This is a genomic window from Ruegeria sp. YTSC230 (assembly GCF_059609665.1).
Window position 1 is genome coordinate 91,682 of the sequence record NZ_JBXWMC010000013.1, and the last position, 21,069, is coordinate 112,750.

The 21,069-nt window shown below is 58.7% G+C and carries 20 protein-coding genes; 7 read left to right on the plus strand and 13 right to left on the minus strand.

All coding sequences use genetic code 11. The annotated features are described in order from the left end of the window. Nucleotides 1-2 precede the first annotated feature (2 nt). On the minus strand, nt 3-341 hold the full coding sequence (locus tag AC2FD9_RS21240; RefSeq protein ID WP_496838771.1) for a hypothetical protein: 339 nt from the start codon (nt 339-341) through the stop codon (nt 3-5). A 56-nt stretch (nt 342-397) separates the two neighbouring features. Then, nucleotides 398-1,312 carry a 3-dehydrocarnitine:acetyl-CoA trimethylamine transferase BcoG gene (gene bcoG, locus AC2FD9_RS21245; RefSeq protein WP_282151376.1) on the minus strand — a complete coding sequence of 305 codons (915 nt, stop codon included), beginning with the start codon at nt 1,310-1,312 and terminating at the stop codon, nt 398-400. A 133-nt stretch (nt 1,313-1,445) separates the two neighbouring features. On the opposite strand from bcoG, the gene AC2FD9_RS21250 reads away from it, so the two are divergent. After that, nucleotides 1,446-2,432, plus strand: coding sequence for a GlxA family transcriptional regulator (locus AC2FD9_RS21250; protein ID WP_496781265.1), 987 nt, complete (start codon nt 1,446-1,448; stop codon nt 2,430-2,432). A 70-nt stretch (nt 2,433-2,502) separates the two neighbouring features. On the opposite strand, the gene AC2FD9_RS21255 is transcribed toward AC2FD9_RS21250, so the two are convergent. From AC2FD9_RS21255 to AC2FD9_RS21270, 4 genes are all read right to left on the minus strand, one after another. Then, a complete protein-coding gene (locus AC2FD9_RS21255) occupies nt 2,503-3,549 on the minus strand; it encodes an aldo/keto reductase (RefSeq protein ID WP_496838773.1) in 1,047 nt (348 codons plus the stop codon). A 271-nt stretch (nt 3,550-3,820) separates the two neighbouring features. Beyond that, on the minus strand, nt 3,821-5,032 hold the full coding sequence (locus AC2FD9_RS21260) for an NADH:flavin oxidoreductase/NADH oxidase family protein (protein ID WP_496838775.1): 1,212 nt from the start codon (nt 5,030-5,032) through the stop codon (nt 3,821-3,823). A 154-nt stretch (nt 5,033-5,186) separates the two neighbouring features. After that, nucleotides 5,187-5,645, minus strand: a complete 459-nt coding sequence (locus AC2FD9_RS21265) for a DNA polymerase III subunit chi (RefSeq protein ID WP_282118261.1) — start codon at nt 5,643-5,645, stop codon at nt 5,187-5,189. Between the two features lie 4 nt (nt 5,646-5,649). Continuing rightward, a complete protein-coding gene (locus tag AC2FD9_RS21270; protein WP_496838777.1) occupies nt 5,650-7,116 on the minus strand; it encodes a leucyl aminopeptidase in 1,467 nt (488 codons plus the stop codon). A gap of 240 nt (nt 7,117-7,356) precedes the next feature. On the opposite strand from AC2FD9_RS21270, the gene lptG reads away from it, so the two are divergent. From lptG to rsmA, 5 genes are all read left to right on the plus strand, one after another. Beyond that, nucleotides 7,357-8,457, plus strand: coding sequence for an LPS export ABC transporter permease LptG (gene lptG / locus AC2FD9_RS21275; protein ID WP_496838779.1), 1,101 nt, complete (start codon nt 7,357-7,359; stop codon nt 8,455-8,457). After that, complete coding sequence (locus AC2FD9_RS21280; RefSeq protein WP_496838781.1) at nt 8,457-10,619, plus strand: LPS-assembly protein LptD; 2,163 nt, start codon at nt 8,457-8,459, stop codon at nt 10,617-10,619. The genes lptG and AC2FD9_RS21280 overlap by 1 nt, the downstream gene beginning before the upstream one ends. Further along, nucleotides 10,610-11,863, plus strand: coding sequence for a peptidylprolyl isomerase (locus tag AC2FD9_RS21285; protein WP_058277601.1), 1,254 nt, complete (start codon nt 10,610-10,612; stop codon nt 11,861-11,863). The genes AC2FD9_RS21280 and AC2FD9_RS21285 overlap by 10 nt, the downstream gene beginning before the upstream one ends. Then, nucleotides 11,860-12,825, plus strand: a complete 966-nt coding sequence (gene pdxA, locus AC2FD9_RS21290) for a 4-hydroxythreonine-4-phosphate dehydrogenase PdxA (protein ID WP_496835599.1) — start codon at nt 11,860-11,862, stop codon at nt 12,823-12,825. The genes AC2FD9_RS21285 and pdxA overlap by 4 nt, the downstream gene beginning before the upstream one ends. A gap of 84 nt (nt 12,826-12,909) precedes the next feature. Further along, complete coding sequence (gene rsmA / locus AC2FD9_RS21295; RefSeq protein ID WP_496835600.1) at nt 12,910-13,752, plus strand: 16S rRNA (adenine(1518)-N(6)/adenine(1519)-N(6))-dimethyltransferase RsmA; 843 nt, start codon at nt 12,910-12,912, stop codon at nt 13,750-13,752. A gap of 648 nt (nt 13,753-14,400) precedes the next feature. On the opposite strand, the gene AC2FD9_RS21300 is transcribed toward rsmA, so the two are convergent. The 3 genes from AC2FD9_RS21300 to prfA all read right to left on the minus strand — a co-directional run bounded on the left by AC2FD9_RS21300 (nt 14,401) and on the right by prfA (nt 17,132). Further along, complete coding sequence (locus tag AC2FD9_RS21300; RefSeq protein WP_108858419.1) at nt 14,401-14,997, minus strand: DUF4167 domain-containing protein; 597 nt, start codon at nt 14,995-14,997, stop codon at nt 14,401-14,403. A 237-nt stretch (nt 14,998-15,234) separates the two neighbouring features. After that, on the minus strand, nt 15,235-16,080 hold the full coding sequence (gene prmC / locus AC2FD9_RS21305; RefSeq protein WP_496838784.1) for a peptide chain release factor N(5)-glutamine methyltransferase: 846 nt from the start codon (nt 16,078-16,080) through the stop codon (nt 15,235-15,237). Beyond that, entirely contained in the window at nt 16,077-17,132 is a 1,056-nt protein-coding gene (prfA, locus tag AC2FD9_RS21310; RefSeq protein WP_496696645.1) for a peptide chain release factor 1, read from the minus strand. Before prfA ends, prmC begins: the two co-directional genes overlap by 4 nt. A gap of 63 nt (nt 17,133-17,195) precedes the next feature. Here prfA and AC2FD9_RS21315 point away from each other — a divergent pair, with 63 nt between their 5' ends. After that, entirely contained in the window at nt 17,196-17,483 is a 288-nt protein-coding gene (locus tag AC2FD9_RS21315) for a hypothetical protein (protein ID WP_282168161.1), read from the plus strand. Here AC2FD9_RS21315 and AC2FD9_RS21320 read toward each other — a convergent pair. The 4 genes from AC2FD9_RS21320 to AC2FD9_RS21335 form a co-directional block, all read right to left on the minus strand. Then, entirely contained in the window at nt 17,424-17,831 is a 408-nt protein-coding gene (locus AC2FD9_RS21320; RefSeq protein ID WP_282168160.1) for a DUF1499 domain-containing protein, read from the minus strand. The two genes, AC2FD9_RS21315 and AC2FD9_RS21320, sit on opposite strands and share 60 nt — an antisense overlap. Nucleotides 17,832-17,894: 63 nt before the next feature. Continuing rightward, entirely contained in the window at nt 17,895-18,842 is a 948-nt protein-coding gene (speB, locus tag AC2FD9_RS21325) for an agmatinase (RefSeq protein ID WP_496838786.1), read from the minus strand. 62 nt (nt 18,843-18,904) lie between these two features. Further along, nucleotides 18,905-19,873, minus strand: a complete 969-nt coding sequence (speB, locus tag AC2FD9_RS21330; RefSeq protein WP_058277593.1) for an agmatinase — start codon at nt 19,871-19,873, stop codon at nt 18,905-18,907. Between the two features lie 13 nt (nt 19,874-19,886). Beyond that, complete coding sequence (locus AC2FD9_RS21335) at nt 19,887-21,050, minus strand: M20 aminoacylase family protein (RefSeq protein WP_496838788.1); 1,164 nt, start codon at nt 21,048-21,050, stop codon at nt 19,887-19,889. Nucleotides 21,051-21,069: the final 19 nt, after the last annotated feature.

Here is a 21,069-nt window from a genome sequence, read left to right on the forward strand (position 1 = left end):
TCCTAGTCGATACAGATCACCAGCTCGCGTCCGGTCTCATCCAGATGAGGAATGCACCCGAACTGCGGCGTGACCGCGCTGCATTGTTTGGTCTCGGACAGGCAAAAGCCTTGACAGTCCGAACCTTTTTCACAGGTCTTGCCCGCATCTGCCAGCGGCAGAACGCACACATATTGCTGGGCTTTGCCTGCAACCTCGTAGACACCGCCTTTGGCTTCGCAGGCCTGCCTCCCATTGTTCACAGAAGCCGCCTCCGCCTTTTCATCCGCCGGAAGGCAAGCCGCCATAAGCCCCGCTCCAACGACAGCCAGACACAGCAACATCACTTTCATGAGTCTCATTCCCTCAGTTGATGCCCCGGTGTCATGGCAAGGCGAACTTCCTACAAGGAGAAAATTCAGCCCTTAGGTGCTCGTTTCACCAGCCCCAGCTTCTCACGCACTTCCTGCGCGCCGATCACCCGCGCGCCCATGTTCGAAACGATGGTGTTCGCCCGCTCAACCAGCTGCCAGTTTTCCGCAAGAACGCCTTTGTCGAGGAACAGGTTGTCCTCAAGCCCAACGCGCACATTGCCGCCCGCCAGAACCGAAGCCGACGCATATGCCATCTGGTTCCGCCCAAGCGCGAATGCGCTGAAGGTCCAGTCATCAGGCACGTTATTCACCATGGCCATAAAGGTGTTCAGATCATCCGGAGCACCCCACGGCACGCCCATGCACAGCTGAACCAGTGCCGGGCTGTCCAGAACGCCGTCCTTCACCAACTGCTTGGCGTACCACAGATGACCGGTATCAAAGGCCTCGATCTCAGGCTTCACGCCCAGATGCGTCATCATCCGGCCCATCGCCTGCAGCATGCCTGGCGTGTTGGTCATGACATAGTCGGCTTCGGCAAAATTCATGGTGCCGCAATCAAGAGTACAGATTTCAGGCAGACATTCAGCCACATGCTCCACCCGAGCAGCCGCGCCGATCATGTCGGTGCCGTCCTCGTTCAACGGCAGCGGAGATTCCGTCGGGCCAAAGATCATGTCACCGCCCATCCCGGCGGTGAGGTTCAGCACAACGTCGACCTCGGCTTCACGAATGCGATCAGTCACCTCGCGGTACAGGTCCAGACGACGGCTGGGTGCACCGGTTTCCGGATCACGCACGTGGCAGTGCACGATGGCCGCGCCTGCCTTGGCCGCGGCGATCGCACTTTCGGCAATCTGCTTGGGCGAACGCGGCACATGCGGGCTGCGATCCTGTGTTCCGCCCGAGCCGGTGACAGCGCAGGTGATGAAGACTTCGCGGTTCATTTCCAGTGGCATGGTGTTTTCCCCAACTTATACCCGGTTTTGACCTAAGTTATCCTCAGGCTTCTCCCCGGATTCCGATTTGCGTTCATCCCCGACTCTGGCGCAGCTTTATGGAAACAACTTGCCAGAATGCGAATCGAACTTGATGAAATCCGCAAAAAACATATTGCAGCCCGAACATCGCGCCCTAAAAACGGCCGTGCTGGTTCTGGATGAATGCAACACGCTCAGCTTTGCCTCGGCCGTTGATCCCATGCGCGCCGCCAACCGTCTGGCGGACCGCCCAGCCTTTGACTGGGATTATGTGACGGCCACAGCGGAACCGGCGATGCTGACCAGCGCCCTGAATGTTCCAGGCACACCGCTGGCTCGGTTGCAGGGTTGCGACCTGATGATCGTCATTGCAGGTTTCCAACTGGCCCGTCACGCCACACCCAGCTTGCTCGCCGGACTGCGCCGCATTGCCGGTACCGGAGCCACCATGGCTGGCATCGACGGCGGCCCCTGGTTGTTGGCTGAAGCCGGCCTGCTGAACGGCCACTCCGCCACAACGCACTGGGAGGATCTGGACAATTTCGCGAACCGCTTCCCCGAAGTTGATGTTCGCCCTGACCGATTTACTGTGTCCGGCAACCGGCTGACTTCAGGCGGCGCGATCCCCGCAGTCGAGATGATGCTACACATCATCGCCGCGCGCCACGGCGCAGGTTTTGCCGCCCGCGTGTCCGGCCTGTTCCTATACGAGGGCGCACCCGAACCGTCCAAGCCACAAAGCCGTACAGGCGCGCCGCATCGTCATACGGCTCTGACAGCAAAGGCGAACTCGTTGATGGAGACATCGCTCGAGGACCCGCTACCGTTAGCCGTCATTGCCGACTCTCTGGGCACCAGCCCTCGTACTCTGCAACAACAGTTCCGTCTGCGCCTGAACACAACGCCACAGGATCACTATCTGCAACTGCGCCTGGCCGAAGCGCGGCGTCTGGTAACCGATACGGATATGCCATTGATGGACGTGGCACTCGCCACAGGCTTTGCCTCACAATCCAGCTTTGCCCGTGCTTTCCGCACCGCGCACGGCCTGTCGGCCAGAGACCTCCGTCAGGACCGGATCCAGCCCACACATCACTGACCGGATCCGCTTCATCTGGCTAAAAATTTCCCGGGGGAGTCGCGCAAAGCGCAGCGGATGCAGAGCCCCCTTAGAACGGCATCGGATGCGCGCGATGCGCGGCACTGATATCCGCCAGGACATCATCCGCCAACACCACCTCCGTGCCCCCCAGAATATGGGCCAACTGCGCAACCGTGGTCGCTCCGAAAATGGCAGACATCATGAACGGGCGCGTTTGGCACCATGCCAGCGCCATATGTACCGGATCCAGGCCATGCCGCTGCGCGATCTTCAGATAGGCATCTACGGCCCCAAACACACGCTCGTACTTACGCCCACCCATGGTCGGAACAAGATCCATGCGCGAGCCCTTAGGCACCGCTCCGCCCTGATACTTGCCCGTCAGAAACCCTGCCGCCAACGGAGAAAACGCCATCAGGCCGACATCTTCGTGCACGCTTAGCTCGGCCATATCGGTGTCGAAGTGGCGGCACAGCAGAGAATACTCATTCTGGACCGAAGCGACCCGTGGCGCGCCCGTCTGTTCGGCCAGCCGCAGCCATTGCGCGGTGCCCCATGCGCTTTCATTCGACAGGCCGAACGCGCGGATATTGCCCTTATCGACTTGCTGTTGCAGAGCGACAAGGCACTCCTCCATATTCTCCAGTACGTCATTGGTGTTGTGACCAGACGGCGCATAGTCCCAGTTCTGTCGAAACATGTAACTGCCGCGATTGGGCCAGTGAAACTGATACAGATCGATGCAATCTGTCTGCAAACGACGCAGAGATCCCTCGATCGCTTCGGGGATCGTTTGCGCAGAAATCGGTGCCCCGTCGCGGGCATGGGTGAAACCCGCACCGGAATGTTTGGTCGCCAGAATATACTCCGCCCGCCGCGCGGCGTTCACCGCGTTCCAGTTGCCCAAGATTTCCTCGGTCCGCCCCACGGTCTCTTTCGAGACCGGGTTCACCGGGTACATCTCAGCCGCGTCAACGAAATTGATCCCAGCCTCCAGCGCCATGTCGATCTGGGTGTGTGCATCCGCTTCAGAGGTCTGCGTCCCAAACGTCATGGTGCCAAGGCACAGATCCGTCACTTCAATACCAGTGCGCCCCAATGGGTTCTTTTTCATCTCAAAATCCTTCTGCTCGCAACGCCGCGCACCCTAAAGCAGAGAACCGTCGGAGCAAGGGTGCAGGCGATCAATTCCGGTGCAACAAGGGGTTGGGCTTATTCAAACCTCTCTGCAAAAAGCGGAATAAAGCCAAACGCAGCACACGGCGTTTCTGCCCCCTGTGATACGGGTATCCATGCCGATTCCAGCGAATGCGCTTTCCTTTCAAAGTTTTGGTCCGCCATGCGGACCAATGCTTCCGGTCACTGCAGCTGCGCCAATACCGGCTTTAGGTTGCTCGTGAGGTTCCGCTGAAATGAGAATTCCAAACCTCTCGTCGAACCTCATCTCTGGCCTCGTATGCCGCTATTGCTTCGTCTAGATCATTTGGTTCAAGCGCGTCCTCACCTCTGGCGATCCGAGTGACTTGCATCGTGTACCATGCAGTCACACCGCCTTCCGGTGGGTTTTTGAAACGCGGGAATTGCGGCTCGTCGTGTTGATCGGAAAGCCAAAATGATGGCAATTCTGGATCAACGACAAGTGCGCGGGCCAATCCAACGAGATCAGCCTTGCCTTCTGCAATGGCGCTTTTGGCCTGTGCAAGCGTCTTGAAACCGCCCGTCACCATAAGGGGAATGTTCGTTTTCGCACGCGCACGTTCAGCAAAATCAAGAAAATAGGCGCCGGAACCCGCACGATCCGATGATGACGCAGCACCCGGAAAATATGTGCCACCGCTGACATCGATCAGATCAATTGTTGTTTTGTCTAATGCCGCAATGACCTCAAGGGATTCATCTTCAGCAAAGCCGCCTTCAAGTTGATCTGTCGCGTTCAACTTGATGCCCACAGGGAAATCCGGGCCAACGGCATCGCGCACAGCGCTGATCACTTCCAGCAGCAGTCTCATCCGGTTTTGCAAAGAACCGCCATAGGCATCTTCGCGTTTGTTGAATAGCGGAGACAGAAACTGGTTGAGTAAGAATCCATGGGCCGCATGCAACTCAACGCCACCGAACCCGAGCTGCTTGGCAAGGTTTGCTGTGCGTGCAAATTCGGCCGGCAGTGCATGGATCTCATCCAAGGACAGCGCGCCACATTTCAGACCGGGCAAATCAAGTCTACTCGGCCCCTTCGGCGAGCTGATCGGAGCATCCGCCATCGCACCTGCATGTCCAAGTTGCGGCCACAAATGAGCGTCGTTGGTTGCCCCTGCCTTTGCAAGTTTTCTTAGAAATGCGAAATCGGATTGATCGTTCAAAACCAAATTGCCGGGCTTCTCTGCGAAATGAGGTGTGCCTTGCACTTCGCCGATGATCGACAGGGCGAGGCCGCCAGTTGCCCAACGCTCATAGAGCTTGATTTGATCATCACTTGGATTGCCTTTGCCGTCACCAAGCGAGTCAGACATCGCCGATTTAGCAATTCGGTTTTTAAGAGTTACGCCGCAGGGAAGAATTAGCGGCTGGTGCAAGAGAGACTGGGTTCTATTGGACATTTGGTTCCTCAAACTTAGGCCTTAACAATTGAAAGCTGTCATTTTTGCCTTGCACCGCATCCGTCAATTTGGGCTTCAATCCGGTCATTGAGGCATTTCTGATCGCACATCTTTGCGCAATCACCACCACGCCTTCCGGAAAGTGGCTCGGGCCCTAAGCCTCAGCTTTCTTTTCCCAGCGCCCGGATTCTTCGGACCAGTATTGGGCGGAACATCCCGCACCGGTCAAAGCCTTCCACTGCCCGCGCGCGTGTTGAACGGCCTCTGCGTCATTGCCGTCGAACAGGATACATACACGGTCCAGTTTCTTGATCTCATCGGGGTCGACCGCCGCGCCATCTACCGCCATGACACAAGACGGGTCATTGGCAGCCTGCGCCTCGGTCGTCAGCAGGATCGGCTGCGCGGCATCGTGCGGACCGCCTGCGCGGCCATGTGGCAGGAACCCCTCTTCGGGCCCCTGCCACAGCTTTTCATCCAGCCAGTCCATCCGCGCGGGATCGCTGCCCCGCACGGCAATCTTCCACCCGGCCTGCCGTGCCTTGTCCAGCAACACCGGCAAGGTATGCTCCAGCGGTTGGCGGGTCAGGTGATAGAAATAGACGGCCCCCATCGGCTTACTCGAAGTTGTCCTGAACGAAACGGCTCAGCGCGCGTACGCCCCAGCCGGTTGCGCCCTTCGGGGCGTAGGATGTCTCGGACGAGACCGAAGCCACACCGGCAATATCCAGGTGAATCCACGGCATATCTTCTTTTACGAACCGCTGCAGGAACTGCGCCGCCGTGATCGAACCCGCCGGGCGCCCGCCCACGTTCTTCATATCGGCGATCCGCGACTTCAACTGCTTGTCATAGGCTTCGCCCAACGGCATCCGCCATGCGCCTTCGTCCTCGGCCCCCGCCGCCTTCAGGAAGGCATTGCAGAACGTGTCGTTGTTCGAAAATACGCCCGCGTTCTCATGCCCGAGGCCGATAATAATCGCTCCGGTCAGGGTGGCCAGATCGACCATGCCCACAGGCTTGAACCGTTCTTGCGCGTACCACATCACGTCACACAGAACCAAACGGCCCTCGGCGTCGGTGTTGATGATCTCGACCGTGTCGCCCTTCATGGATTTGACCACATCACCCGGACGGGTGGCGTTGCCCGAAGGCATGTTTTCTACCAATCCGACCAAGCCGACAACGTTGGCCTTGGCCTTGCGCTTGGCCAGCGCGCGCATGGTTCCTGCAACGACACCCGCGCCGCCCATGTCCATGGTCATGTCTTCCATACCACCCGCAGGTTTCAGCGAAATACCACCGGTGTCGAACACCACACCCTTACCGACCAAAGCCAGCGGCGCGTCATCTTTGTCGCCGCCATTCCATTGCATCACCACAACCTTCGAAGGGCTGACCGACCCCTGCCCGACGCTTAGCAGCGTACGCATGCCCAGCTCGGCCAGTTTGTCTTCTTCCAGCACTTCGACCTCAAGCCCCAGTGCCTTCATCTCGTCCAGCCGGTCGGCGAATTCGGTGGTGGTCAGGATATTCGCAGGCTCGTTGGTCAAATCGCGGGTCATACGGACACCGTCGGCGACCGCGTAGAGCGGTGCAAACGCAGCCTCGATCTCATCTGCCTTCTGGTGGGTTATGATGACCGAACCGGCCTCATCAGACTCCTTAGTCTTGTGCGCATCAAAATCATAGCTGCGCAGCGCGATGCCCATGGCCAGATCCTCGGCTTTGACCTGATTGCCCGACATCACCAGCAGGTCCTTGCTGCCCGCCAGCTTGGCCAGCGCGGCACCGGCCTTGCGGGCCTCGACGGGTTCGGGGCGGCGCGGCAGGACCAGAACGTCCAGCGCCTCGGCTGCCATGCCGGATGGCCACGCCATCGAGATCACGTCACCGGTTTTCACCTTTTCGAACCGCTCGCTTTCGACCAGCCGTGTCACAGCCCCGCGGGTCAGGCGGTTGGCGCGACGGGCGGCAGGGTTCATTTTGCCGTCGGACGGGATGATAATGGCCACGCGCCCTTCGGCCTGCGCCATCGCATCCATGTCGGGGTCCTGGAAACGGATCGGTACAAGACTGCTCATTGCGAACTCCTCAAAATCAGTTCCCCAAGACCTAGCCCGCGCCGCGCGGCTTGACCAGATAGCAGTTTTCCCCGGCCCGCATTTGGACTACAGTCCCGGAAAAAATCCGACAGGCTCGGGGGAGAAGGTTTTGGCAAGACAGAGCAGGCATAGGCCGTCGCGCACAATTGCGTGTAGCGGTGATTCTGGTCTGCACCCGACCAAAGGCTGTTTGTGCGTCTTTTCGGCAGGAGTTCCTTCGTGATCCTCGACCGCTACTTCGCCCGCCGATTCATTCAAAGTTTCCTGGTCATCGGCAGCATTTTCCTGACGCTGATGATTCTGATCGACCTGATCGAACAGGTGCGCCGCTTTGACGATGCAAATCTGTCCTTTGGTCTGCTGCTTCAGTTGACGCTGTTGAATACGCCTGCCGCGATCAGCGAAATGCTGCCGCTGCTGGTCATCCTTTCCACGATCGCGTTGTTTATCGGTCTGGCCCGCAGTTCGGAACTGGTTGTCACCCGTGCCACTGGCCGTTCAGGCATCCGCGCCCTGTTGGCCCCTGTGGTGATCGCCCTGATCATCGGCGCACTGGCGGTTGGCATGTTGAACCCCATCGCAGCCGCCACGTCGGAAGAGTACAAACAGCTTGCAGAATCCTACAAAAACAACGGCGGATCGACGCTGTCGATCAGTGCAGATGGTCTTTGGTTGCGGCAGGGATCGGCCAATGGTCAATCCGTGATCCACGCCCAGGACACATCTAACGGCGACAGGTTCACCCTTAATCAGGTGACGATCATTACTTTCGCCCCGGACGGCACACCGACCCAGCAGATCGTAGCCGACCAGGCGGATCTAGAGAACGGTACGTGGGTCCTGACCAATGCCAAGATTTGGGCGCTGGAAGGCGGTGTGAATCCAGAAACCCACGCCACTGAACACGCGCGGCTTGAGGTTCCCACATCGCTGACACGCCAACGGATTCTGGACACGCTTGGCGATCAGGATTCCGTATCGGTCTATGACCTGCCGGAACTGATCCGCGACCTGCGCGAAGCCGGGTTTTCGACCAAGCAATATGAGGTCTGGTTGCAGGTCCAACTGGCCCGCCCCTTGTTTCTGATGTCGATGGTCCTGATCGGCGCGGCCTTCACCATGCGCCACGTGCGATTTGGCGGCACCGGGATCGCGGTTTTAACCGCCGTCCTGCTGGGCTTTGGTATCTACTTCATTCGCAACTTTGCCCAAATTCTGGGGGAAAACGGTCAATTGCCTATCTTAGTCGCGGCCTGGGCCCCGCCCTTCGCAGCCATTCTTCTATCCCTCGGCCTTTTGCTGCATGCGGAGGATGGCTAATGCGGCTTATTGCCAGTTTGTTTCTGTCCGGTGCAGTCGCACTGACCATGCCCGTGGGCGCATTCGCGCAATCTCAACCCGCTGCTGGTGCCGCACAGGGTGCCACGCAAGAGGATCAGCCTGCCCTCCTGGTGGCCGACCGGATCTTTATCACACCCGAGCGTAATCTGGTGGCCGAAGGGAATGTCGAAGCCTTTCAGGGCGACGCCAAGGTCACGGCCACGCGCATCACCTATGACCGCGAAACCGGCAATCTGTCGCTGGAAGGCCCGGTCCGCATCGATCAAGGCGGCGAAACCACGTTGCTGGCTGATTCCGCCGAACTGGATGACGGGATCATGAACGGTCTGCTGATCGGAGCCCGCATGGTGTTCGATCAGCAGGTTCAGATCGCCTCGGTCCAGGCTGCGCGCGCGGGGGGGCGTTACACACAGTTCAGCAAGGTCTCGGCGACGTCCTGCCATGTCTGCGCCAATGGCAAACCTCCGCTGTGGCAAATCCGCGCCCGCAAGGTCACGCATGACCAATTGGAACGCCAACTGTATTTCGAAGGAGCACAGTTCCGAATACTGGATTTCCCGGTTTTCTACTTCCCCTATCTGCGCCTGCCCGACCCGACACTGGACCGCGCAACAGGATTCCTTGTCCCGTCGATTCGCACCACATCGCAGCTGGGAACCGGCGTGCAGGTGCCGTATTTCTTTAAGCTTGGCGACCACAAGGACCTGACGCTGACCCCCTATATCTCGGGAAAAACAAGAACACTGGGCTATCGCTATCGCCAGGCATTCAAACGCGGCCGGATTGAGCTGAACGGCGCTTTCACCCGCGACGACCTGCAGGAGAACGAGGATCGGGGCTATCTCTTTGCCAACGGTTATTTCTTCCTGAACAACGACTTTCGCCTTTTGTTTGATGTGAAGACAACTTCGGATAACGCTTATCTCGCGGATTATGGCCTGCCCGATTTTGACCGGTTGCGCAGCGAAATCGCGCTTGAGCGGATCAAACGCGATACCGCCTTCCGCACCAGTTTCATCCATTACAAATCCCTGCGAGACAGCGAAAATGAGGAAGTGATCCCATCGCGGATCTTCGACCTGTATTTTCAGAAACGCTACTTCCCAACCTCTGTCGGCGGCGAAGTACGCTTGGGCTTTGTGGCCCACAATCACACACGCACCAGCGATCAGGATATCGTTGGCCGCGATGTCGCGCGTGCCACGTTCGATGCGGACTGGATGCGCAGCTGGATCTTCGCATCGGGCCTCAGGGCTGATGCCCGGTTCGGGACATCGGTGGATATCTTTGACATCCGAGATGACAGCCAATTCCCTGACCAGGTGACCCGTGCGGCCCCCCGCGCCGCACTCACGCTGCGTTATCCTATGACCCGTCGGGAAAAGTCAGGCGCCACGCAGGTGCTTGAACCCATCGCGCAAGTCGGTTGGACGAACGTGACAGATCAGGACGTTCCCAATGACGAAAGCACCTTTCAGGAATTCGACCAGGGGAACCTGTTGTCCCTGTCACGCTTTCCGGCGCCGGATCGCCGCGAAGATGGTGCGACGGCGGTGTTCGGGGTCAACTGGGCGCGCTATGGCGTAAATGGCTGGCGCGCGCTTGCCACTGTCGGACAGGTCTTCCGCTCGACCGCTGACCCCAACTTCAACCTGACGTCGGGCCTGCAGGGTACCGCCTCCGACGTGTTGTTGGCCGGTCAGTTGCAAACCGCCAATGGCTGGTCTTTGGCGGGTCGCGGCCTGTTGAATGGTGATTTCAGCTTTGCTAAGGCCGAGGTGCGCGCAGGCTGGAACAAGCCAAATGTCGGCCTAACCGGCAGCTATGTGTGGCAGGAAAAAGATCCGGCAGAAAATGCGAATGACGAAATATCCGAAATCTGGATGAATGGCCGCTACCTTGTTGACCAGAACTGGCTGACACAGGCCTATGCGCGCTATGACCTCAGCGAATCCGAACCGATCCGATATGGGCTGGGCGTTACCTACCAGAATGAGTGTGTAAAAGTTAACATGACCGTCAGCAGGCGATTTACCTCATCATCAAGTATTGAGCCTTCGACAGAATTCGGGTTTACCGTTGCCCTGACAGGTTACTCCGTCGAGGGTGGCGGCCAACAGTACAAGAGAAGATGCAGTTGATTTCACGTTTCTCGCGAATAGTCCGTTCCGGTTGGTTAAAGCCGGTTGCACCGGCACTGGCTGCCGCTTTGCTGGCCCTGTCCACTGGTCACAGCCAGGCTCAGAGCCTGTTTTCACCTGCGATCAAGGTCAACCAGGACATTGTCACTTGGTACGAACTTCAGCAGCGCCAGCAATTCCTGACTGTTCTGGGTGCCCCTGGCGCCACCGAGGACGAAGTCCGCGACTCGCTGATCGACGAACGACTGCGCAAACAGGCCATGCGCGACGCAGGAATCGAGGTCGCACCTGAAGACATTCAGGTGGGCATTGATGAGTTTGCAGCCCGTGGCCGTCTTTCGACCGATGAGTTCCTGCAATTGCTGGGCGAATCTGGCGTTTCCCCCGAAACCGTGCGGGATTTCGTCGCTGATCAGCTGTCGTGGCGCGACTACGTCAGTTCGCGCTTTCTGTCGCAGGCCAGGCCGAGCGAAGACGAGATCAACCGGGCTTTGGGACAGGCCGGGAGTGGCGGGCTTCAAGTCCTGATGTCGGAAATCATTATTCCGGTCACGCCGCAAACCTTAGCCCAAGCCGAATTGCTGGCCGAAGAGATCGCACTGCTTGAAGGTTTCGATGCGTTTTCCTCTGCCGCCACACAGTATTCGGCAGCTGGTACACGCGATGACGGCGGACGTTTGGAATGGCTTAACCTGACCGACTTGCCCCCTGCCCTGCAACCCGTGATTCTAGGTCTCAAAACGGGCGACATCACACAGCCCTTGTCGTTGCCCAACGCGATCGCCTTGTTCCAGCTGCGCGGATTGCGCGAAGTAAGCACCAGCGCACCGCGTTACTCCAAGATCGACTACGCGATTTACAACATGGCCGGCGGCCGCAGTGCCGAAACCCTGGCCAAAGCCGCCGAGTTGCGCGAACAGATTGATAACTGCGACGACCTCTACGGTATCGCCAAGGATCAACCTGCCGGGGTACTGCAACGTATCGAAGCCAGCCCGTCCGAGATCCCCCGCGATGTGGCGCTTGAGCTGTCCAAGCTGGACCTGAACGAAGTTTCGACGACGCTGACGGGAAACAATGGTCAGACTCTGAAATTCCTGATGCTGTGTACGCGCACATTGGACCGGGGCGAAGACACGACGCGCGTGGATGTAGCCAACGCCCTGACGCAACAGCGCCTGCAGGCCTTTGCCGAAAGTCTGGTTGAACAGCTCCGCGCCGACGCGACGATCATCGAGCAATGACCGCGCCCATCGCGCTTAGCTGTGGCGATCCCGCTGGAATAGGCCCCGAAATCGCCGCCAAAGCCTGGTCAAAACTGCGCGCGAGCTGCCCGTTTTTCTATATCGGCGACGCAGCGCATCTGCCGGCAGGCACGCCTACGCAGCGGATCAGCGATCCGGCACAGGCCATTGATATCTGCGCGAATGCCCTGCCTGTTCTGCAATTGAGCTTTCCCGCCACAAACGCAGCAGGCCAACCGGACCCGTCCAATGCGCCCAGTGTGATCGACGCAATCGAAACCGGTGTTTCCCTGGTGCAATCCGGTGCCGCATCGGCGCTGTGCACTGCACCGATCCACAAAAAGGCCCTGATCGACGGGGCCGGGTTCGCCTATCCTGGCCATACCGAATTTCTCGCCGCTCTGGCCGGGCGCAAGCGCGTCGTGATGATGTTGGCCAGCGAGCAGCTTCGCGTGGTGCCCGCAACGATTCACATTCCGCTGTCGCGCGTCCCGTCCGAGCTCACCCCCGACCTGCTGCGCGAAACCATCGCCATTACCGCTGAAGGCCTGCGCAGACAGTTTGGTATCCCCCATCCCCGCATCGCCATTGCAGGCCTCAACCCGCATGCGGGCGAAGGCGGTAAAATGGGGCATGAAGAACTGGACTGGATCGCCCCTCTGATATCTGATTTGCCGGGCGATACCTGCACGGTTACCGGCCCATACCCGGCGGACACGATGTTCCACGCTGCCGCCCGCGTCCGATATGACGCCGCAATTGCCATGTATCACGATCAGGCATTGATCCCGATCAAGACGCTCGACTTCGACCGTGGCGTCAACGTGACCCTCGGCCTGCCCTTCATTCGCACCTCGCCCGATCACGGCACGGCACTGGATATCGCCGGACAGGACATGGCAAACCCCACCAGCTTGATCGAGGCGCTGAAACTAGCCCAACGGATGGCACAAAGCGCTTGATCCTTCACCTGGCTGAAAATATCCCCGCCGGAGGTAAAAAATCACTGGCGTTCCCCCCCGGACACGCGCCACGGTAATCGGATCATGAGTTCAATCGACACCCTTCCCCCTCTGCGCGAAGTTATCGCGACACATCAACTCTCGGCGCGTAAATCGCTGGGGCAGAACTTTCTGCTGGACCTCAACCTGACAGCCAAGATCGCGCGGCAGGCAGGGGATCTTACGGAATGCGACGTGCTGGAAATCGGCCCCGGCCCCGGTGGTCTGACCCGAGGTCTGTTGTCCGAAGGTGCGCGCAAGGTCGTCGCGGTCGAAAAAGACACCCGCTGTATCGCTGCCCTGAACGACATCGCTGCTGCTTATCCGGGTCGTCTTGAGGTCATCAACGGCGACGCCCTGGAAATCGAACCGCTGGCGCATCTGACCCCGCCGATCCGCATCGCCGCAAACCTGCCGTATAACGTTGGCACCGAATTGCTGGTGCGCTGGCTTACCCCGCCCGAATGGCCGCCGTTCTGGCAAAGCCTGACGCTGATGTTCCAACGCGAAGTCGCAGAACGCATCGTTGCCCAACCCGGGGGCAAAGCCTATGGCCGCCTTGCGATCCTTGCCCAATGGCGGGCCGAGGCGCGCATCGCCATGTCCCTGCCCCCCGGGGCTTTTACGCCGCCACCAAAGGTCTCAAGCGCGGTTGTGCACCTGACGGCGCTGCCCGAACCGCGCTATCCGGCGGATGCCCGGGTTCTGTCGCGTGTCGTGGCCGCAGCTTTCAACCAGCGCCGCAAGATGCTGCGCGCATCGCTAAAAGGCGTGGCGCCGGATATCGAGGACCGCCTGCTCGCGGCTGGGATTCAACCAACAGAGCGCGCCGAACAAGTCCCGCTGGAAGCTTTCTGTGCATTGGCTAGAAACATCAGAAATTCATAAGATTTCTGGTCTCAATGAATCTTCAGCTTTATCATGTTCACAGGCGGGGATATTTAAAAAAGAGTTAATCTCAAATCGCGGGAAAATCAGTTGAAGGTTTTAGTGACACTTTTGACGATTCTATTCGTCCAAGTACCGTTGTCAGGCCACGCGGCTCAGATAAAACTACGTTGTACATATGAACCAGACCGTCAGGGTTGGATTCCCAATGAAGCGTTCTACGAAATAGACACCTCATCTAGATCAGCATCGGCGTATGATGGATTGATACACCATGTCCACGGCGCGCCTCTTGGCACGAAGTATGCTGAAAGGAGGGACGGTCGATATAGGCTCAAATGGAAGTTGAAGCTGCCTACTAAAGTAACGCGAAGCCTCGACAACAGCGTGTATAGAAAATACGAGACTTACCGCACGATCACATACACAATTTTCATTGATCTAGACGCAAAGTCAGCCCAATTGAAAACAAGTTTGGGTAGGCCGGCAGAAGGCAATGGGCCTTGTCAAATTATTGAATAATCCGACCGCTGCCTGAGCGACTATCAAAGTTAGACACCAACAGAATTTGGTATCAAAACAAACAAAAGTAAGAGCCCTACATATTTTACATGTAGGGCTCTTTTCGATTAAATCATGGACCAAGTTTTACTCAGCCGCTTCCGGTGCATCGCCGTTACTTGTCGGCGCGTCCTCTGCCCCCTCTGGCGCGGGCTTTGGCTTGCGCGTACGCGGACGACGCGGTGCTTTTTCTTTTTTCGCCGGTGCTTCGGTGGCCGCCGCCGCAGCAGCATCCTTGCTCTCCGGGGTCTCAACCAAACCGGATTCTGGGGTAGCTGCCTCGGGTGTGAAATCCATCACGTCCGGTTGCGGCGCTTCGGCCGGGTCCGACTGACGGGCGGCAGCTTCGCGCTCCTGGCGCTCGGCGCGTTCGCGATCCCGCTCGGCCTGACGCTCGCGGTTCTGGCGGTCTTGCTCTTCGCGGCGCGCTTCCATTTCGCGCTGTGCCTCACTCAGCAGGCGCAGATAGTGTTCTGCGTGCTGCTGAAAGTTCTCAGCGGCCACACGGTCATTGGACAGTTGGGCGTCGCGCGCCAACTGATTATATTTGTCGATAATCTGCTGGGGCGTACCGCGCACCTTGCCTTCGGGACCCGAGCTGTCAAAAACCCGGTTTACGACATTGCCCCCAGAAGGACGGTTGCGGTTATTCTTGACCCGAGAGCGGGATTTGGAAGATCTCATTTACTTTACGTCAGCCTTGTCATTCGCTGTCGATCATCTCGCATCCTGCACTGCTCAAAAGCTTAGCTGTGACGCGATGTCGACTATTTTGGGCTTGGCGTCCGGGGCCCGCTGAACCAGCGTCAGCCCTCCGACTGGTGTTGAGTAAACACGTCCTGTGCGTACAGACAAGGGGGTTGTCCAAAAATTCGCAGCTTTTTTACATTAATCGGCGTATTTCGGCCTCAGGTTGCCGCATTAATGCGGCATTTTGGCAAAAACGACGCGATCGCGGCCGTCCAGATCGGGAACGATCCGTGTGGCTGTCAGGCCTGCCGACTCGAACAATGCTGCGACACTGCGCCCCTGTGTCGGCCCGATTTCCACCAGCAGACGGCCGCCCGGCAGTAGGAAATCCGGTGCGCCTGCGGCGATGCGACGGTAAGCGCCCAGCCCGTCCCCTTCGTCCGTCAACGCCAGTCGCGGCTCGTGCTCGCGCACTTCTGGTGAAAGGTCGTCCATTTCCGTCAAAGAAATATAGGGGGGATTCGAAACGATCAGATCAAACTGGCCGTCAATATTCTGAAACCAGTCAGATTGCAGGATTTCCACCCGACCTTGTACCTGGTGCTGCACTGCATTTGCGCTGGCCTGCAGACAGGCGGCCTCGCTCAGGTCCGCACCCACGCCCGAGGCACTGGCCCGTTCTGCCAGCAACGTGATCAAGATACAGCCTGAGCCGACACCCAGATCCAGTACATGATCGAACGGGTCGCTGAGCGCGGCTTCGATCAGCGCTTCGGTTTCCGGCCGTGGGTCCAGCACATCGCGGCTGACGCGGAAGCGTCGGCCATAAAACTCGCGCTCACCCAACAGATGAGACACCGGTACACGCACCGCACGCAACGAAATCAGCTGATCATAACGCTCTGCAATCTCTGGTGACAGCTCTTCGGGCGCGATCAGAGTGACCCGGCTGGCTTCGATCCGTGCCGCGTGGGCCAAAAGAACCCGGGCGTCTCGCGCCGGGTCGGCCACACCCGCCGCCCGCAGTCGCGCCGTGGCCGAAACCATCGCCTGTGCTGCTGTCAGCGCCGCAATCATTGCGCCATATCCGCCAATAGTCGCGCCTGATCATCAGCGGTCAGTGCATCTATCACCTCGTCCAGATCGCCCTGCATCACCTGATCCAGCTTATAAAGCGTCAGGTTGATGCGGTGGTCTGTCATGCGGCCTTGCGGGAAATTGTAGGTTCTGATCCGCTCGGACCGATCCCCCGACCCCACCTGGCTAGCCCGGTCCGCCGAACGTTCACTGTCGATCCGCTGACGCTCCTGATCATACAGCCGGGTTTTGAGCACCTGCATCGCAATCTCGCGGTTGCGGTGTTGCGATTTCTCCGAGCTTGTCACAACGATCCCCGTCGGCAGGTGGGTAATCCGAACCGCCGAGTCGGTTGTGTTCACGTGCTGCCCCCCAGCGCCTGAACTGCGCATGGTGTCGATGCGAATATCATTGGCGTCGATCTGGATATCCACATCTTCGGCCTCGGGCAAAACCGCGACCGTCGCAGCCGAGGTGTGAATGCGTCCGCCACTTTCGGTTTCCGGCACGCGCTGCACCCGGTGCACGCCGGACTCGTATTTCATCCGGGCAAACACGTTCTCGCCCTTGATGTGGGCGACGACCTCTTTGATCCCACCCAGATCCGAGGCCTGTTCTTCGATGACCTCAAACTTCCATCCCCGCGCTTCGGAATAGCGCTGGTACATGCGCAGAAGGTCCCCGGCGAACAGTGCGGCCTCATCTCCGCCAGTTCCGGGGCGGATTTCCAGCATCGCCGGACGCGCATCCGCCGCATCACGGGGCAACAGCGCAAGCTGCAAGGCGTGTTCGGATTCGGGGATGCGAGTCTTCAATGCCGGAATTTCTTCTTCCGCCAGTTCTTTCATGTCCGGGTCGGCCAGCATCGCCTCGGCCTCGGCCAGATCGGCGACCAGCTGACGCCACGCCATGATCTGATCCACAACCGGTTTGAGGTCGGAATATTCTTTGGCCAAGGCCGCAATATCTCCACCCGAGGCACCATCTGCCATGGCCGCTTCGAGGTACTGGAATCGCTGGGTTATCTGTTCAAGTCGTTCTTCGGGGATCATCACGGCGGTGTCTATCAATCCGGCCCTTTGGTCAAGGCCCCTCACTATGCTAGGCTAATGCACATGAAACGGTTGATATTTGTTTTTACACTGATCGTAACACCCGCCCTAGCCGATGTGGTCGGCCCCGGCGGCAAGGTTCAGGACTGCTATTGCACCGACAAATCGGGAACCCGCGTCGAACTGGGCGAGATGATCTGCCTGCAAGTCGATGGCCGCATGTTCATGGCCCAATGCCAGATGTCCCTGAACGTACCGATGTGGCGCGAGGTTCAGGAGGGGTGCCTGTCCTCAGGGCTGCAACAGAGCAAGCCACTCATCAACACGAGCGCGGTTTACCCCAAAATCTGACCGGCCAAACCTGAGACGAGCATAGATGCGAAGCGTGTCTCCGTCCTGTTGCACTGTCGTGTAGTCCGGAAAGCCGATCACTTTCGTACGCGTGATGTAGGTAATCATCCCTTCATCAACAGACCCGGCCAGAACTGACGTTCGGTCTGAAACGCGTGCGAACGCATCCAGCCGCAGCAGGCCATCCGGCCCCGTTTCGACCACACGGACGACACCTCCATCAAGATCACGGTCCTGATCACCTATCGGTGCCACATGCCATTTTGCCGGGTCTGATGGTGCAAAACGAATGTATGCTCCAAACAAAATTACCAGAACAACAATCAGCCACAGCGCCATTTTTTTCATCCCCGGACCAGCCCTTTCGCCGACCATATTCGGATCGCTTTGGCAGACAAGGTGCGAACTCTTTTACCGTGACGTCACGCCCGGCAATATGCACAGCAGTTCAAACAACAGGTTTGCTGCGGTTAGTGCCGTGTTGCCTGACGGATCGTATGGCGGCGACACCTCGACCAGATCGCACCCGACCACGTTCACGCCCGCTAGCGCATGGATCAGCTGCAACGCTTGCGGCGTGGTCAGCCCTCCGATTTCCGGCGTGCCGGTGCCGGGGGCATATGCAGGGTCCAGACTGTCGATGTCATAGGTGATATAGACCGGGTGGTCCCCGATCGTTTTCCGGATTTGCGAGCCGATCTCGGTCAGGTTCTGCTGCCACAGCTCCCACGCCGGGAATTGGCGAAAGCCCCAGTCCTGCGCCTCAGTAAAGTCGCTGGCCGCGTAACCCGAACCGCGAATGCCGACCTGAAAGGTCTTGACCGGGTCGATCAGCTTTTCTTCATAGGCGCGGCGAAAGACAGTACCGTGCGTTTCACGTTCGCCGAACATCTCTTCATTCACGTCGGCATGAGCATCCACATGCACCAGCGCGACCGGACCATGCTTGGCCGCAATAGCGCGCAAAATCGGCAGCGTGATCGAATGGTCGCCGCCCATCGCAACCGGGATCACCGCCTGATCCAGAATTGAATCGTAGCTTTCCTTGATGATCTTCAGGCTTTCGGCCAGCGAAAACGTATTGATCGCCAGATCGCCGATATCCGCAATCTGCAAGCTATCGAAAGGAGCTGCGGAATTGGCCATGTTATAAGGCCGGATCATCGCGCTTTCGCTGCGGATCTGTTTCGGCCCGAACCGTGTACCTGACCTCCAAGAGGTGCCGATATCCATCGGGATGCCCAGCACGGCCACATCCAAACCGGCCAGCGAGTCAGCCTGCGGCAACCGCATGAACGTGTTCGGCCCGGAAAACCGCGCCAGATCATTGCCGCTGATCGGTTGGTTAAAGTCTGTCATGCCCGTATTTCTCCCGTCCGGCTTTTGGTTAATCAGATACCGGAAAGATGGCTAACCAAAGGTTAATCCTGCACCAACTTGTTCCACCCCAGCAGGCAAATGATCTGAGTTGCCACGTGAGCACCGGCAATGGCCGTGGCACCTGACGTGTCATATGGCGGTGAGACCTCGACCACATCCCCGCCTTTGATATTTATCCCGGCGATATCGCGCAGGATGATCTGCGCCTGAATGGAACTCAGACCACCCCAAACGGGCGTGCCGGTGCCGGGGGCAAAGGCCGGGTCCAGGCCGTCGATGTCAAAGCTCAGATAGACCGGGCTGTCGCCCAAAATACCTTTGATCTTTTTCGCCACGGCGGCGGGGCCGGATTCGTAGACTTCTCGCGCGTCGATGATGTTGACGCCCAATGTGTCCTCGTTCGTGGTACGGATACCGACCTGAACCGAGCGTTTCGGGTCCACGATGCCGGATTTCACCGCCTTGTAGAACATCGTCCCGTGATCCACGCGGGACATGTCGTCATCGGCCCAAGTGTCGGTATGCGCATCGAATTGCAGCAGAGACATCGGCCCGTATTTCTCGGCATATGCCTTGAGGATCGGAAAGCTGATATAGTGGTCCCCGCCTAACGTGACCGAAGACACATCAGCGGCCAAAATAGTGCGGATGTGGTCGGTCAACGTATCGGGAAAGGCCGGGATATTGGCATAATCATAGGCCATGTCGCCATAATCCACGATCGCCAGCTCGCTGAGCGCATCGAACGGCCAGCCGTAAGGCGCATCGGGCGATTGCAAAGCGCTGGCCTCGCGGATTGCGCGGGGGCCAAGTCGGGTGCCGGGTCGGTTCGTCACGGCCTGATCAAAGGGCACACCGGTCACGGCGATATCCACGCCTTTCAAGTCCTTGGTATAGAGACGGCGCAGGAACGATGTCGCGCCGCCAAAGGTATTTTCGTAGGACAGCCCTTTGAGATCAGGGTTGGTGAAGGCCTCGTCTACCTGATTTTTTGCGTCTTCCAGTGCCATATCTTCCCCCCGATCAGCCCAGCGGCTGTGCCTTTTCGACGATCCGCGCAAAGAACGAAGCGCCGACCGGCGCGATCTCGTCGTTGAAATTGTATTTCGGATGGTGCAGCCCAGCCCCCTCGCCCTGCCCCAGGAACAGATAGGCACCGGGGCGCGATTGCAGCATGTACGAGAAATCCTCGGCCCCCATTTCGCGCCCCATGTTGCCCACCACACGCTCGGCCCCCGACACATCGCGGGCCACCTCGGCGGCAAATCCGGCCTTTTCGCCATCGTTGATCGTGGCCGGGTAGTTCTTTTCGTAATCCAGCCGCGCCTCGACGCCGTAAGAGGTCGCCTGCCCCTGTACGATTTGCTCCATACGCTCGATTACCATCTGCTGAACGTTTGGATCGAAGGTTCGAACAGTGCCGTTGATGAAAGCCGTATCGGGGATCACGTTATTCACCGTCCCGGTGTGGATTTGCGTGACCGAGACGACCAGGTCGTCCAGCGCATAGTTGTTGCGGCTGACGATAGTCTGCATGGCCTGCGCAATGCCGCAGGCCGCCATCACCGGGTCGCGGGCTTCATGCGGCATGGCACCGTGACCACCAACGCCTTGAATATGAACCTCGAACGTATCCACCGCCGCCATGATCGGCCCCGGAGTGGTGTGAAATGCGCCTACGGGCAGGTTCGGTGCATTATGCAGCGCGTAGACCTGAGAGATGTCGAACCGATCCATGATGCCTTCTTCGACCATCACGCCCGCACCGCCGCCTTCTTCTTCGGCTGGCTGAAAGATCAGCGCCACGCGGCCACGAAAGTTCCGTGTCTCGGCCAGATAACGCGCCGCACCCAACAGCATCGTAGTATGCCCGTCATGACCGCAGGCGTGCATCTTGCCCGGATTGGTCGAGGCGTATTCGACGCCCGTTTCCTCGGGGATCGGCAGCGCGTCCATATCGGCCCGCAGACCAATCGTAGGCCCCTCACCCCGCCCGCTGATGATCGCGACGATCCCGGTCTTGGCAATACCTTCGTGCAGCTCGTCCACTCCGAATTCGCGCAGACGGTCCGCTACGAACGCTGCAGTTTCATGGCATTCGAACTCCAACTCGGGGATCGAATGCAAGTGTTTGCGCCATGCGGCCATATCGGCTGAGTAATCGGCAATTCGGTTGACGACGGGCATCTGGGGTGGACTCCTGATC